Raw genomic sequence first — 15,936 nt, 5'->3', positions numbered from 1 at the left:
ACCCCGTTGTTGTCTGCCTACAGCATCCTGCCAGCTCAATCCCGCGCGTGATATTGTTCACACTTTACTCAGTGCATAACACCAAATGGCACGTAGACGAATGCTGATTTTGATCAAAAAAAGGGATAAAGATTAAACAAAAATGATGTTCTGCCTGAAAGCATTCAGCTGGCATATGTTTTCGGTTAACAATTGGTGCCAGCATGATATTTAATCCCGCCAGAGGCGGTTTTTTCAGAAGGTGAGGACCTTATCCGCTTCCAGGGTCCACTGCGCCAGCTCAACCAGCGTGCCGATAGCGACTCCATCAATCAGCGGCAGGGCGCTGATTCCCCGACCGTCGGTGCAGGTCTTGCATAATTTCACCGGGACATTCTGCGCGGTGAGGATCTCCAGCATCTGCTGAATGTTGTAGCCCTCAGCGGGCTTCTGCCCACGCAGACCGGCGGTGACTGCATCAGACATCAAAAAAAGCTTCAGGTCGAGTTCGGACTGCTGTTCGCGCAGGGCAATCGCCAGACGCAGGCTGTTAAACAGTGATTCGCTACCGTAAGCAGCGCCGTTGGCGACAATCACAATACGTTGCATAAAGACTCCTTGGTATAAGGCACGGTTATTGCTAGGTCTTGATAAAGCGTTAACTTGTGAGGGGATATGAAGAATACCACCGGTACCGTCTCTGACGCCAATCGCTGGTTTCACCGCGCGCGGCAGTTGCAAAACGAGCAGCTGCGCCAGCTTGCACAGCTTGGTGCCCTGGCGAATCAGATCAGCGCCCTGGTGCATATGCTGCAGTGTGAACGCGGTGCCTCCAATATCTGTTTATGCACCGAGGGACGCCTGTATGCCGCAGAAGTCCGGGCAAGCAGCGCGCTGGTTGATGAACAGCTGATGGTGTTCCGCACCGCGCTGGAGCCCACCCAGGGGTGTGCCAGTAGCGCGCTCTGCTGGCGGATTGCCAGCGCGGTCTGGTATCTCGAGCAGCTCCCGCATCTGCGCGATGCCGTTGGCCGCCGCACGATCGTCGCCGAGGAGGCGACAAGCCAGTTTAGCCGCATTATCCGCCACTTATTGAATATCGTTCCGCAGCTCAATGACAGCATCGACGATCCGCAAATCGCCGGAAGTATGGTAGCGCTGTATAGCTTTATGCAGGGCAAAGAGCTGGTAGGACAGGAGCGCGCCCTCGGGGCTTCCGGGTTTGCCCGCGGCCATTTCAGCGATGAATTACGCCAGCGACTGGTGGACAGGATTGACGGCCAGCAGCCCTGTTTCGACAGTTTTGTCGCGCTGGCCGGAGAAGCGCAGCGTGAGTTGTTTGTGGAACAGTGCCAGGCAAGCCTGGAGATCGAGCAGCTGCGGCGGATTGCCTGTACTCGCCAGCCGGCAGAAGATCAGGGGGAAACGGCGTTGCGCTGGTTTTGTGCGCAGACCCAACGGCTGGAGCAGATGCGCGGTCTGGAGGAGCACCTGATTGATGGCCTGCTCAACGCCGCTGACCGGCTACTCAGCGGCGAAGAACCTCCGATGCCGCCCGCTGGCTGGTCGGAAGAGGACGAAGGCGACGGCGTCGCGCGGCGCCTCGACAAACAGCTGCTGCCGCTGGTTCGCCAGCAGGCCTTCGAGCTACAGCAGCTCTCCGGGCAACTGGCCTCGTTAAAAGATGCTCTGGAAGAGCGCAAGCTGATCGAAAAGGCTAAAAGCGTGCTGATGGCGCACCAGGGAATGCCGGAAGAACAGGCCTGGCAGACGTTGCGGAAAATGGCGATGGATAAGAATCAGCGGATGGTAGAGATCGCCCGGGCGCTGCTGACGGTGAAAGCGCTCTGGCAGGTAACTCCAAAGGAGTAGATGCACAATCAGTGGGCATTTATTGCCAGTCGACGGTGCAAATCGGGGGGCGTTCCAGGCAACAAGAGTGGTAAAAGCGCGTAAAACGGCCCGTGATAAACCTGGCATCCGTGTTGCATTAAATAATCTGAGTGAATAAAAGTTTTGGGCAACGGGCCAACGACGGTCCGTGTGTCCATGGATAAAGGCGTCCTGCAGTGCGTAAGCACTGCCGGGCGCTTTTTTTTTTGCGCGTTCTGGAGCGGGTATGGGCGATAAATTTTCGATTTCACGGCGGCGCTTTTTACAGGCGGGGGCCGCGCTGGGCGGTGCCATGTTACTGCCTGGCATGATGCAGGGCGCGTGGGCTGCGGGCTCCGATAAACCAGAGCAAACCACCGTCCGGGTGGGATTTATTCCGCTTACGGACTGCGCGCCGATAGCCATCGCGTCATTGAAAGGATTTGACAAGAAATATGGCATTACCCTGGTGCCGACCAAAGAGGCCAGTTGGGCGGCGGTGCGCGACAAGCTGATCGCCGGTGAGCTCGATGCGGCGCACATCCTTTACGGTCTGCTGTATGGTCTGGAGCTGGGGATCGCCAGCAAGCCGCAGTCGATGGCTAATCTGATGACCCTCAATCGCAACGGGCAGGCCATCACGCTCTCCAGCGATCTGCAGCAGAAAGGGGTGACCGACCTCGGCGGGCTGAAACGGCTGATTGGTCAAAGCGCGCCGGGTAGCTACACCTTTGCCCACACCTTTCCCACCGGGACCCACGCCATGTGGCTGTACTACTGGCTGGCCAGCGGCGGCATTAACCCGTTTGACGATGTGCGCACCGTGGTGGTGCCACCGCCGCAGATGGTCATGAACATGCGGATTGGCAACATGGTCGGTTTTTGCGTCGGCGAACCGTGGAACGCCAGGGCGATCAACGATCGCATCGGCTTTACCGCCGCGACCTCTCAGGACGTCTGGCCTGAACACCCGGAAAAAATTCTCGGCACCCGTAGCGAATGGGTGGAGCGCAACCCCAACACCGCACGAGCGCTGGTGGCGGCGGTGCTGGAGGCCTCGTGCTGGATCGAAGCCTCTGAAGACAACAAGCGTGAGACGGCGCGAATCCTGGCGAAACGCGCGTGGCTGAATACCAAAGAGCAGTACCTCGTCGGGCGCATGCTCGGTGAATACGACAACGGGCTGGGGCGTCGCTGGCAGGATGCCCACCCGATTCGCTTCTACGACCAGGGGGAAGTGAGCTTCCCGTGGCTCTCGGACGGCATGTGGTTTTTAACCCAGTTCCACCGCTGGGGATTGCTGAAAACGGAGCCGGATTATCAGGCGGTGGCGCAACGCATCAACCGCATTGACGTATGGAAAGAGGCGGCGCAGGCGGTGGGGGGGATCACTCCGCCTTCAAGCCTGATGCGCAGCAGCACATTGATGGACGGCACGGTCTGGACGGGGGCCGATCCGCAAGGTTACGCCCGTAGTTTCGCGATTCAACGTAAGGGGGCATGAAATGAAACACGCACACAAAACGCAACCGCCGGTCAGCGCCGAACACGCGCCGGGTGAAGTCATCGTTCTGCCGCCGGTACAGGTTCGGCGGACTACGCCACCGCTCAAACGCTGGCTGCGCGAAACCGTCCAGCGACTCCTGCCGCCGTTGCTGGGGCTGGGACTGTTGCTGCTGTGCTGGCAGCTGGCGGCGATCAACGGCAAAGGCTTCCCGACGCCGCTCAGTACGCTGGATTCAGCCCTGACGCTGTTTGCCGACCCGTTCTATCAGGACGGGCCGAACGATATGGGGATCGGCTGGAACGTGCTGGCGTCGCTGCAGCGAGTGGCAGTGGGGTTTGGCCTCGCGGCGCTGGTGGGTATCCCGCTGGGTTTTTTGATCGGCCGCTCGCTGTTCTTTGCCCGCATGTTTAATCCGCTGATTGCGCTGCTGCGTCCGGTCAGCCCGCTGGCGTGGCTGCCTATCGGCCTGCTGCTGTTCCAGAAGGCCGAGCCAGCCTCTAGCTGGACCATTTTTATCTGCTCGATCTGGCCGATGGTGATCAACACCGCCGAAGGGGTTCGCCGCATTCCGCAGGACTATCTCAACGTGGCCCGGGTTTTACAGCTTTCGGAGTGGACGGTGATGCGGCGCATTCTGTTTCCGGCGGTGCTGCCCGCGGTGTTGACCGGCGTACGACTCTCCATCGGCATTGCCTGGCTGGTGATCGTCGCCGCCGAAATGCTGACCGGCGGCCTCGGGATCGGCTTCTGGATCTGGAACGAATGGAACAACCTCAACGTGGAAAACATCATCATCGCCATCGTCATTATTGGTGTCGTCGGCCTGCTGCTTGAGCAGGGACTGATGCTGATCGCGCGCCGCTTCAGCTGGCAGGATAAATAGGAGAGTCGCTATGAAACCATTAATTCAGGTACAGGCCGTGAGCCAGCGTTTCAACACCGCCAGCGGCGAGTTTCTGGCACTGCAAAACGTCTCTTTTGACATCCACGAAGGGGAGACCGTCAGCCTGATCGGCCACTCTGGCTGCGGGAAATCGACGCTGTTAAACCTCATCGCCGGCATTACCTCCCCGACGGAAGGTGGTCTGCTGTGTGATAACCGGGAAATTGCCGGGCCGGGGCCGGAGCGCGCGGTGGTGTTCCAGAACCACTCCCTGCTGCCGTGGTTGACCTGTTTTGACAACGTGGCGCTGGCGGTCGATCAGGTCTTCCGCCGCACCATGAGCAAAACCGAACGTAAAGCGTGGATCGAACACAACCTCGAGCGGGTGCAGATGGGCCATGCCATGTACAAACGCCCGGGGGAGATCTCCGGTGGCATGAAGCAGCGGGTTGGCATTGCCAGAGCGCTGGCGATGAAGCCAAAGGTGCTGCTGCTGGATGAACCGTTCGGCGCACTTGACGCCTTAACCCGCGCCCATCTGCAGGATGCAGTGATGCAGATCCAGCAGGCGCTGAATACCACCATCGTGATGATTACCCACGACGTCGATGAAGCGGTCCTGCTCTCCGATCGCGTAATGATGATGACCAACGGCCCGGCGGCGACGGTAGGGGAAATCCTCAATGTCGATCTGCCACGCCCACGGAACCGGGTCCAGCTCGCCGACGACAGCCGCTACCACCAGCTGCGTCAGCAGATCCTGCATTTCCTCTACGAAAAGCAGCCGAAAGCGGCGTAAGGGGCGGCCATGAAGCGGCAACTGGTGATTATTGGCAACGGCATGGCGGCCACCCGACTGGCGCAAACGCTGGTGGCGCGGGGGGGCGGCAGATTTCAGATAACGATTATCGGCGACGAACCGTATCAGGCCTACAACCGTATCCAGCTGTCACCGGTCCTCGGCGGGGAAAAAACGCTAGAGCAAACGCAGCTGTTACCCGCGGAGTGGTATTTACAGCACGCGGTGACGGTGTTGACCGGCGAGGCGGCGCTGGCGGTGGATACCGAGGCGCGCACGCTGCGTACCACTCAGGGGGAATATGGCTGGGATGAACTGATTTTTGCCACCGGTTCGCAGGCCATGATCCCGCCGCTGCCTGGAGTCGAGCTGCCGCATGTCTACCCGTTCCGCACGTTTGCCGACGTCAGCCGCATTCTGGCGAGCGGTGGCCCGGCGGTGGTCATCGGCGGCGGAGTGCTGGGTGTCGAGGCCGCGGCAGCGTTACGCCGTCATGGTGACAACGTCACTTTGCTGCATCGCGGGGCCTGGATGATGGAACAGCAGACCGATGCCTTCGCCGGCCAGCAGCTCCAGCAGCAGCTGATGGAACGCGGGATCGTCTGTGTCACCGGCTGTGCGATTGCCGCAATACGCGAGCATGAGGTGGTGCTGGAGGATGGCCGGGCCTTTGCGGCCAGCCGGGTGGTGCTGGCGACCGGGGTACGCCCGAATATTGCGCTGGCGCAGCGCAGCGGGATTACGTGTCATCGCGGCATCGTCGTCGATCGCCAGCTGGCCACCGCGCTGCCGGGAATTAGCGCACTAGGCGAATGCTGTGAAATTGATGGCGAAACCTGGGGGCTGGTTGCTCCCTGTCTGCGTCAGGCCGAGGTGCTGGCCGAGCGGCTCTGCGGTACGCCGGGAGAGGATTTTATCTGGCAGGAGAGCGGTACCCGTCTGAAAGTCACCGGCATCGAACTGTTCAGCGCCGGCGACCTGCGGGCCACGGAACAGGATCAACAGTGGACCAGTTGGGACCCGCTGGCCCGTCACTACCGGCGTTTGCTGATACGAGACGGCATATTGTGCGGCGTTTTGCTGTTTGGCGACTGCCAGCACGCGGCGCCGTTGACCGCGCAGCTGGGCGCCAGCGCGCCAACCGACTGGCTTTTCGACCCTTCTTCAACGCAGCCGCGTGCTGCAGGACAGATCACCATGACAAAACCTGTTTTAGTTCTGATCGGCCACGGTATGGTCGGCCACCATTTTCTTGAGCAGTGCGTCAGCCGCAACCTGCATCAACAGTTTCGCATCGTGGTGTTTGGTGAAGAGCGCTACGCCGCGTACGACCGGGTACATCTCTCGGAGTATTTTGCCGGACGCAGCGCGCAGTCACTGTCGCTGGTGGAGGGGGATTTCTTCAATCAGCACGGCATTGAGCTGCGGCTGTCTGAGCCGGTGGCGAGTATCGACCGCGAAGCACGGCTGGTGCGCGATGCCAGCGGGCATGAAACCCACTGGGACAAACTGGTGCTGGCGACCGGTTCGTATCCTTTCGTCCCACCGGTGCCGGGCCACGACAGTGACGGCTGCTTTGTCTACCGAACGCTGGACGACCTTGACCGCATTGCCGCCTGTGCCAGTACCGCCAAACGCGGGGTGGTGATTGGCGGCGGCCTGCTGGGGCTGGAAGCCGCTAATGCCCTGAAGCAACTAGGACTGGAAACCCACGTTGTCGAGTTTGCTCCCAATCTGATGGCGGTGCAGCTCGACAGCCCTGGTGCGGCGATGCTGCGTGAGAAAATCACCGCCATTGGTGTCGGAGTCCACACCAGTAAGGCAACCCAGGCGATTGTGCGTCACGAGGACGGCCTGGTGTTGAATTTTGCCGATGGCGGGGCGTTGTCCACTGATATGGTGGTGTTTTCAGCCGGGATCCGCCCGCAGGATTCGCTGGCGCGCAGTGGCGGCCTGACGGTGGGCGAGCGCGGCGGGATCTGCATCGATGACCAGTGCCGTACCTCCGATCCCGACGTGCTGGCGATTGGCGAGTGTGCCTTGTGGGATAACAAAATCTATGGGCTGGTGGCGCCGGGCTATCAGATGGCGCGAACCGCGGCGGCGCAGCTGGCCGGGGAAGCGGACAGCTTCAGCGGCGCGGATATGAGCACCAAACTGAAACTGTTAGGTATCGACGTGGCCTCTTTTGGCGACGCGCAGGGGCGTACGCCAGGTTGCCAAAGCTATCAATGGACCCATGGACCGGAGCAAATCTACAAGAAAATCGTGGTGAGCGAGGACGGAAAAACCCTGCTCGGGGGCGTGCTGGTGGGGGATGCCAGCGATTATGCCACCCTGCTGCAAATGATGCTGAACGCAATGGCGCTGCCCGCGCGCCCGGAAAGTCTGATTCTGCCGGCACTGGAGGGCAGCGCCCCGAAAGCGCTGGGCGTGGCGGCGCTGCCGGACAGCGCGCAGATTTGCTCCTGCCACAACGTCAGCAAAGGCGATATCTGCCAGGCGGTGAACGATGGCGCCGGTGATATGGCGGCGCTGAAAAGCTGTACCAAAGCCGCCACCGGCTGCGGCGGCTGCAGCGCGCTGGTCAAACAGGTAATGGAGTATCAGCTCGCGGCCCAGGGCGTTGAAGTCAAAAAAGATATCTGCGAGCACTTCCCGTGGTCGCGCCAGGAGATCTATCACCTTGTGCGGGTCAACCATATCCGTACCTTTGACCAACTGATTAGCCGCTACGGGCAGGGGCACGGCTGCGAAATATGTAAACCGTTGGTGGCGTCGGTTCTGGCCTCGTGCTGGAACGAGTACCTGCTGAAACCGGCGCATTTGCCGCTGCAGGATACTAACGACCGCTACTTCGCCAATATTCAGAAAGACGGTACCTATTCAGTGGTGCCGCGGATGGCGGCGGGGGAAGTGACGCCGGACGGGCTGATTGCCATTGGCCAGATTGCCAAACGCTATCAACTGTACAGCAAAATTACCGGCGGCCAGCGTATTGACCTGTTCGGTGCCCGGCTGGAGTCGTTACCGGATATCTGGCGCGAGCTGGCGGATGCCGGGTTTGAAACCGGGCACGCCTACGGCAAATCGCTGCGCACGGTGAAATCCTGCGTCGGCTCGACCTGGTGCCGCTATGGCGTGCAGGATTCAACGGGGCTGGCGGTGACCCTCGAACATCGCTACAAAGGGCTGCGCGCGCCGCACAAAATCAAAATGGCGGTCTCCGGCTGTACCCGGGAATGCGCCGAGGCGCAGGGGAAAGATATAGGGGTGATTGCCACGGAAAAGGGCTGGAATCTCTACGTCTGCGGCAACGGCGGCATGAAGCCGCGCCACGCCGATCTGTTTGTCAGCGATATCGACGACGCGACGCTGATCCGCACGGTGGATCGCTTGCTGATGTTCTATATCCGGACCGCCGACCGGCTGCAGCGCACCAGCACCTGGATGGACAACCTCGAAGGCGGCGTCGACTACCTGCGGGAGGTGATCCTCAACGACAGCCTCGGCATTGGCGAAGAGCTGGAGCAGGAGATGGCGCGGGTGGTGGAGAGCTATCAGTGCGAGTGGCAGACCACCCTGAACGATCCGCAGCGGCTGGCGCTGTTCCGCTCTTACGTTAATAGCGAGCAGCCGGATGAAGCGGTGCAGCGGCATAGCCTACGCGGCCAGCCGCAGCCGGTCGCTACGCCGATACACCGTGAGGGTGCGGCTTCATCCCGCCCGTGGCAGGCCATTTGCACGCTGGACGCCATTCCCGCCGAGGCCGGGATCGGCGCGCGGTTGGGAGAACGGCAGATTGCGCTGTTCCGCTTCGGCGAGCAGGTTTATGCCCTCGATAATCTCGAACCCGGTAGCGATGCCAATGTCTTGTCGCGCGGTATCCTCGGCGATGCCGCGGGAGAGCCGATTGTCATTTCGCCGCTGTATAAGCAGCGTATTCGCCTGCGCGATGGTCGATCGTGCGAGGGCGGGGAGCCGGCGGTTCGCGCCTGGCCGGTGAAGGTGGAAAACGGCACGGTGTGGGTCGGAAACCAGGTGCTGCTGGCCCGGGCGGAGGCGTCTTAATGAAGGAAACCCGAACCACGTGCCCCTATTGCGGGGTCGGCTGCGGTGTGCTGGCCCAGGTGGCGGAAAACGGCCAGGTCAACGTGAGCGGCGATGAGCAGCATCCGGCTAACCTGGGGCGCCTGTGCGTTAAAGGGGCGGCGCTCGGGGAGACTACCGGTCTGGCAGGACGACTGCTGATGCCGGAGCTCGATGGCGAACCCGTCAACTGGTCACAGGCGCTGGAAGCGGCCGGAAGCCGTCTGCGGGAAATCATTGCGCAGCATGGTCCGCAGGCGGTGGCCTTTTACGCCTCGGGGCAGCTGCTTACCGAAGATTATTATGCGGCGAATAAACTGATGAAGGGATTTATCGGCGCCGCCAATATCGATACCAATTCGCGGCTGTGCATGTCCTCCGCAGTGACCGGCTATAAGCGCGCGTTTGGCGCCGATGTAGTGCCGTGCAGTTATGAGGATGTGGAGTGCAGCGATCTGGTGGTGCTGGTCGGCTCGAATGCCGCCTGGGCCCATCCGGTCCTGTATCAGCGGCTGGTGCAGGCGAAGCGCGACAATCCGCACATGAAAGTGGTGGTGATCGATCCACGGCGCACCGCCACCTGCGATATTGCCGACAGCCACCTGGCGCTGGCACCCGGCAGCGATGGCGGGCTGTTTGTCGGCCTGCTGAACGCCATTGCCGGGGCCGGCGAGCTGACGGGGGACTTTCGCGACCAGCCGCAGGCGCTGGTGGCAGCAGAAGCGTGGACGACGGCGAGAGTGGCCGATTTTTGCGGGCTGGACGAGCAGCAGGTGGTGGCGTTTTACCGCGATTTTATCACCGCGCCACGGGCGATTACCCTCTATACCATGGGGATCAACCAGTCGGCCAGCGGCAGCGATAAGTGCAATGCCATTATTAACGCCCATTTGGCCAGCGGCAAATATGGCCGTGCGGGCTGCGGGCCATTTTCGCTGACCGGACAGCCAAACGCCATGGGCGGGCGCGAAGTAGGCGGGTTGGCGACCATGTTGGCGGCGCATATGAATTTTGAGCCCGAGGATCTGCAACGGTTGGCGCGCTTTTGGGGCAGTGAACGGCTGGCGCAAACCCCAGGGCTGACGGCGGTGGAGCTGTTTGCGGCGATCGGACGCGGCGAGGTGAAAGCAGTGTGGATTATGGGGACCAACCCGGTGGTGTCGCTACCGGACAGCCATGCCGTCAGCCAGGCGCTGGCCGCTTGTCCGCTGGTGATGGTCTCCGATGTCACCGCCGGAACCGACACCGCGGCTTTCGCCCATATCCGCTTTCCAGCGCTGGCGTGGGGCGAAAAAAATGGCACCGTCACCAATTCGGAACGGCGCATTTCCCGGCAGCGCAGTTTTTTGCCGCCGCCGGGAGAAGCAAAAGCCGACTGGTGGATTATTTCCCGGGTCGCCGAACAGCTGGGGTATGGCGAGGCGTTTGCCTGGCACCATCCGCATGATGTGTTCAGCGAGCATGCGGCGCTTTCGGGGTTTGAAAATAATGGCCAGCGGGCGTTTGATATTGGCGGGCTGGCGCAGCTGAGCCGTGAGGCGTGGGATGACCTGGCCCCGGTGCGCTGGCCGGTCAGTCAACGCGGTAGCGATCTCAATATTCATCAGGGCTGGCATCGTGATGGCCGGTTGCGGATGGTGCCGGTGACGCCGCAGGGCACCCGGGCGGTAACCGACGCGTTCTATCCGCTGATCCTCAATAGCGGCCGTATCCGCGATCAGTGGCACACCATGACCCGTACCGGGAGCGTGCCGCGTCTGATGCAGCATATTGCCGAGCCGCTGGTGGAGGTCGCCCCGACGGATGCCGTGCGCTTGCAGCTGTACGATGGCGCACTGGCGCGGATCCGCTCACGTCATGGCGTCATGGTGGCGAAAGTGAGCGTCAGCAACGGGCAGCGGCCTGGTTCACTGTTCGTCCCGATGCACTGGAATAACCAGTTTGCGCGCCATGGGCGAGTGAACAACCTGCTGGCAGCGGTGACCGACCCGTGGTCCGGTCAGCCGGAGAGCAAACAGGTGGCGGTGGCGATAGCCCCGTGGCAGCCGGCCTGGCAGGGCGAACTGTTTTGTCGCCAGCCGGTGTCGCTCCCGGCCTCGGTGCACTGGCGGCGCCGCGCCGCAACGGGCGTGAGCCATTTCTCATTAGCCGGAGAAGAGAGCCCGCGCCGGTGGTTAACCGACTGGTGCCATCAGCAGGGGTGGCAGATGCAGATCGCCGATGCCGGTGCGGTCTGGAACCTGCTGGCCTGGCACGACGGGCAACTGATGCTTGGCTGGTGGAGCGATATCACTGAGCCGACGATCGACGCCGCGTGGATTGCCGACGCTTTTAACGTGCCGTCGCCCGAACCGACGTTGCGCCACGCGCTGCTTGGTGGCAAAAAAGGTGGGGATGTGCTGCCGCCGGGGCGTATCGTGTGTAGCTGTTTTAGCGTGGGTGAGCGTGCCATCAACGAGGCGATTGTCAGTGGTTGCCGTACCCCCGGCGAACTGGGTAAGGCGTTGAAATGCGGGACCAACTGCGGCTCCTGTATTCCGGAACTTAAAGCACTGCTGGCGGTGGTGAAAGCGCCGGCGTGAGATTCAGTATATTCCTGAAGTTGACCCTGAGGCTGCGGGGGGCGGCAAAAAACGGTAAACTTACCCGTAGATGTCATTTATTAATGAGTTAACGTAATCCGTTCAATGTTGTTGTTGTACCGCGTGACCCCACTCCTTGCGATACCCTTGCTGCTGGCAGGGGGCCCTGCTTGTGCTCTACAAGAAAGTCAGCCGTTCAGCGCAAAACAGGCGGCACTGCCGGACCTGGGGATCGCTCCGCAGGTCGATGATGATGCCCGTCACTTCGCCGAAATGGCCAAAAAATTTGGTGAGGCCAGCATGAGCGATAATGGCCTGACAACGGGCGAGCAGGCGCGCGTGATGGCGATCGGTAAGCTGGGTAACGAGGTGAGCCATCAGCTGGAAAATTGGCTTTCGCCCTGGGGTAATGCCAACGTTGACTTGCTGGTGGATAAAGAAGGTCACTTTACCGGCAGTAAAGGCAGCTGGTTTATTCCGCTGCAGGATAACGGCGATTATCTGACCTGGAACCAGTATTCGGTAACCCGACGGGATAACGATCTGGTGGGTAACATCGGTCTGGGGCAGCGCTGGAGAAAAGGCGATTGGCTGCTGGGCTACAACTCTTTCTACGATAAAGTGTTGGGTGAAAGCATGGCGCGGGGCAGCCTCGGTGCTGAGGCGTGGGGTGAATATCTGCGCCTGTCGGCCAACTATTACCATCCTGTCGGCAGTTGGCAACGCAACGAAAGCCTGACTCAGGAGCAGCGCATGGCCAGCGGATATGATGTGACCGCCCAGGCGCGCCTGCCGTTTTATCAACACATTAATACCAGCGTCAGCGTCGAGCAGTATTTTGGCGATAGCGTCGATCTGTTCCATTCCGGTACCGGCTACCATAACCCGGTGGCGGTCTCGGTGGGGCTAAACTACACGCCGGTGCCGCTGGTGACCATGACGGCAAAACATAAGCAGGGCGAGAACGGCATCAGCCAGAATAACGTGGGGCTGAATCTGAATTACCGCTTTGGCGTACCGCTCAAACAGCAACTGGCGGCCGATGAAGTGGCGGCCAGCCGGTCATTACGCGGCAGCCGTTACGATAGCCCGGAGCGTGATAATTTACCGGTGGTGGAGTACCGACAGCGTAAATCGCTGTCAGTCTATCTGGCGACGCCGCCGTGGGAACTGCACTCGGGAGAAACGGTGCAGCTGAAGCTGCAGATTCGCAGCCTGCATGGCATTAAGTCGCTGAAATGGCGGGGCGATACCCAACAGCTGAGCCTCACTGCGCCAGCGAACGCCAGCAGCATGGATGGCTGGAGCGTGATCCTACCGGTATGGGACACGACGCCGGGGGCCGCAAACGTCTGGCATCTGTCGGTGGTGGTGGAAGATGATGCGGGTCAGCGCGTCTCATCCAATGAGATAGCGCTGGCGCTGACCGAGCCGCTGGTTAAGTTCTCGGCCGAGGGCATCTCCTGGCAGGACACGCCTTAGAAAATCCGCTCCTGATGCACCCAAACCGCAGCTTCCACGCGAGATTTCAGCTTCATTTTCTTCAGCATATGTTTCACGTGCACCTTTACGGTACTTTCGGTGATCTCCAGACGACGGGCGATCATTTTGTTCGGCAGGCCCTGAGCGATCAGCTTGAGAATATCGCGCTCGCGAGGCGTCAGCTGGTTGATATCGCGGTCTGAGGTGGCACGGTTCGCGCGCAGACTGGCCGCCAGCACCGGGGTTAAGGCTTCGCTGAGCACCATTTCACCGGCCGCGGCCTGCTGCAACGCTTTAAGCAGGTCTTCTGGCTCCATATCTTTCAGCAGATAGCCGTCGGCTCCACGTTTTAACGCGGTAACTACGTCTTCTTCATGGTTGGAGACGCTGAAGACCACAATCCGCCCGGAGAGTGACTTTTCACGCAGCCTGTCGAGAGTCTCAAGGCCGTTCATGCCGGGCATGTTGAGATCCAGCAGGATCAAATCAGGATCGAGGGTTTCCGCGAGTGCGATACCCTGTTCGCCGTTGCTGGCTTCGCCAATAACCTGAATATCGCTCGCCATGCTAACGAGTTGCTTCACGCCGGTGCGCAGCATCGGGTGATCATCAATGAGCAGAATGGTGGCCCGTTCCTGTTGACTCATAGGGTTCTCCTTATTGGATTGAAATCGATTTTTCCGGGATAAAGGTGACGACCACTTCGCTGCCGCCGCTTTCCCGACGACGCACCTGACAGTCTCCGCGCAAACTCTGGGCGCGATCCCGCATAATAATTAAGCCGTAATGGTTGCTCCGCTCCGCATGGTCAGGCACGCCGCAGCCATTGTCGGCGACCACCAGCCGTACCTGGTTATCGTTGAGCGATACGCTGACGGTCACTTCGGTCGCCTGGGCGTGTTTCAATGCATTGCTAAGCGCTTCACGGGCAATTTGCAGCAGGTGAATCGCCTGATGCGAGGGGACAAACCGCGGTGGAAGCTGGTAGTCCAACTGCACCGTGAAACCGAAATGAGCGCTGTATTCCTGACAGCTTGACTCCAGCGCCGGGCGCAGTCCCGGTTCCGTTAATTGTAGCCGGAAGGTAGTCAACAGCTCGCGCAGCTGTGCCCAGGAGGTATTCAGTTCGTTGCGGATCTGGCCCAGCAACTGACGGCTCTCTTCCGGCAGGTTGTCGCCCTGCATCTGCAGACAGCTAACCTGCATCTTCATACAGGATAGCGACTGGGCGATAGAGTCATGCAGCTCGCGAGCAATGGTGGCGCGTTCTTCCATCACGATAAGCTGCTGCTGGTGTTCCTGGTGGCGGTCCAGCGCGAGGGTAGAGGTGAGCTGCTCGACCAGGGTATCGACCAACTGCTGTTGATCGTGGCTCAGGTGGCGGCCTACCGGCAGCGTGGCCAGCAGGATCCCGTATTGGTTATGGGCGTCCGACAGCCGCCATTTCAGCGTGGCGCCGGAATCCGGCAGCGGCGGCAGATCGCGCGGGCATAAATAGCAGCCTTTATCGTCACACTGCAGATCGGAATGGCAGGCAAACTCCTGATGATTGTCTTCATCTTCGAAATCATAGACCCGCACTTCGATATCGCGCAGCAGCGTCAGCCCCTGAAGGCCATTGAGTACCGGTGAAATTCGTTCGCAGAGCGGGGCGCTGGAGTGCAGGCGGCGGTTTGCCTGCCACAAAAAGGCGAGGATTTCGTTTTTTTGCTCGAGTCCGGCGGTTTTTTCCTGCACCCGCCGTTCGAGGACAGAGTAGCTTTCCGCCAGCTCCGTCGACATATTGTTGAGAGCCGTGCCGAGGGTGGCCATTTCATCGCGACCCCTGATATTCACGCGCTGGGTAAAATCGCGATGGCTGACCGCCCGGGCCATCGCCAGCAGCTGTTTCCACGGGCGTAGCAGCCGTGCCCGCAGCCAGACGATGGTAAATAAAAACAGCAGCGCCATGCCGAAAGCCATCGCCCGCTGCAGCCAGACCACGTAGCGGATACGCTGTTCGGTGGTGTGGTCAAACGAGGTAACCAGGTGGTCGATACGATCGACAAAGCTGGCAACGTCGGTGGCGACGGTGGCCTGGTTTTGCGCGCGTTTCATGCCCGGCGCCAGTTCCATCTGCCAGTATTGCTGCAAGGCTTTAAGCTGGCGATCCTGCCCGTCTCTGAGGGCGGCATTTTGCAGCTCTTCGCTGAAGACGGTGGCGTTCATATCTTCCAACAGCTTCTGGTCACCGTCGGCGAGCGGGACCGCCGCCAGCAGGCGATAGCTTTGCATCCTCAGCGATCCGGCTTTATTGATGGCGTGTGCGCTACCCTGAACGCCGTGCACCAGTCGGGCTGAGATCCCGATACCGGCAACACCGATCGCCGTCGATAGCAGCACGATTAACGCCAGTTGATTCACTAACGTAAGCGGGGTAAAAAGACGTTTTAACATAGAATGCGTGGCTCCTGACCGGCAAACCATCCGGGAGTGGCGGCTATTCTCAGCTATCTCATGGAGTATACCCATACCTATAAAGTATTACCCCTTAATTGTCGGTGATAGGTAGGTTTACGGCACAGCAGGAGATAAACCCAGCAGCCATGTGAAAAACCACACTTTTTTTGGCAGGAAAGACTACTCACTTCGGATGATAATTTTTTTTAAAGCAAAATGATGCCCACTTTTCCTTTGATTTATATCAACTTACCGCCCTTCGTAACCCCTAATGTAGCGGCAGAAAATCTAGATAATCAGAGGC

Annotated in this window: 10 protein-coding genes; 7 read left to right on the top strand and 3 right to left on the bottom strand. The window is 60.1% G+C overall.

Going from position 1 to position 15,936, the window contains the following annotated elements:
- Positions 1-234: 234 nt before the first annotated feature.
- On the bottom strand, positions 235-588 hold the full coding sequence (locus tag ACMYSO_RS04260) for a DsrE/DsrF/TusD sulfur relay family protein (RefSeq protein WP_434584294.1): 354 nt from the start codon (positions 586-588) through the stop codon (positions 235-237).
- Positions 589-654: 66 nt separating this feature from the next.
- On the opposite strand from ACMYSO_RS04260, the gene nasR reads away from it, so the two are divergent.
- From nasR to ACMYSO_RS04225, 7 genes are all read left to right on the top strand, one after another.
- Positions 655-1,851: a nitrate regulatory protein NasR gene (gene nasR / locus ACMYSO_RS04255; protein WP_434669454.1), complete on the top strand. Its 1,197-nt coding sequence runs from the start codon at positions 655-657 to the stop codon at positions 1,849-1,851.
- Positions 1,852-2,098: 247 nt separating this feature from the next.
- Positions 2,099-3,355, top strand: a complete 1,257-nt coding sequence (locus ACMYSO_RS04250) for an ABC transporter substrate-binding protein (RefSeq protein ID WP_434669452.1) — start codon at positions 2,099-2,101, stop codon at positions 3,353-3,355.
- A gap of 1 nt (position 3,356) precedes the next feature.
- Positions 3,357-4,241, top strand: a complete 885-nt coding sequence (ntrB, locus tag ACMYSO_RS04245; protein WP_434584300.1) for a nitrate ABC transporter permease — start codon at positions 3,357-3,359, stop codon at positions 4,239-4,241.
- A 10-nt stretch (positions 4,242-4,251) separates the two neighbouring features.
- A complete protein-coding gene (locus ACMYSO_RS04240) occupies positions 4,252-5,040 on the top strand; it encodes an ABC transporter ATP-binding protein (protein WP_434669450.1) in 789 nt (262 codons plus the stop codon).
- Between the two features lie 9 nt (positions 5,041-5,049).
- Positions 5,050-9,111, top strand: a complete 4,062-nt coding sequence (gene nirB / locus ACMYSO_RS04235; RefSeq protein WP_434669448.1) for a nitrite reductase large subunit NirB — start codon at positions 5,050-5,052, stop codon at positions 9,109-9,111.
- A complete protein-coding gene (locus tag ACMYSO_RS04230; RefSeq protein ID WP_434669447.1) occupies positions 9,111-11,711 on the top strand; it encodes a nitrate reductase in 2,601 nt (866 codons plus the stop codon). The genes nirB and ACMYSO_RS04230 overlap by 1 nt, the downstream gene beginning before the upstream one ends.
- Before the next feature lie 105 nt (positions 11,712-11,816).
- Positions 11,817-13,193 carry a YchO/YchP family invasin gene (locus tag ACMYSO_RS04225; RefSeq protein WP_434669446.1) on the top strand — a complete coding sequence of 459 codons (1,377 nt, stop codon included), beginning with the start codon at positions 11,817-11,819 and terminating at the stop codon, positions 13,191-13,193.
- Here ACMYSO_RS04225 and narL read toward each other — a convergent pair.
- Positions 13,190-13,840 carry a two-component system response regulator NarL gene (gene narL / locus ACMYSO_RS04220; RefSeq protein ID WP_434669445.1) on the bottom strand — a complete coding sequence of 217 codons (651 nt, stop codon included), beginning with the start codon at positions 13,838-13,840 and terminating at the stop codon, positions 13,190-13,192. The two genes, ACMYSO_RS04225 and narL, sit on opposite strands and share 4 nt — an antisense overlap.
- A 10-nt stretch (positions 13,841-13,850) precedes the next feature.
- The gene (gene narX / locus ACMYSO_RS04215; protein ID WP_434669444.1) at positions 13,851-15,629 is read right to left on the bottom strand and encodes a nitrate/nitrite two-component system sensor histidine kinase NarX; all 1,779 of its coding nucleotides are present in this window, start codon (positions 15,627-15,629) and stop codon (positions 13,851-13,853) included.
- Positions 15,630-15,936: the final 307 nt, after the last annotated feature.

The sequence above is a fragment of the Klebsiella sp. B345 genome, from assembly GCF_051131735.1.
Lineage (GTDB): Bacteria > Pseudomonadota > Gammaproteobacteria > Enterobacterales > Enterobacteriaceae > Klebsiella.
This window is presented reverse-complemented; position numbering and strand designations above follow the sequence as displayed.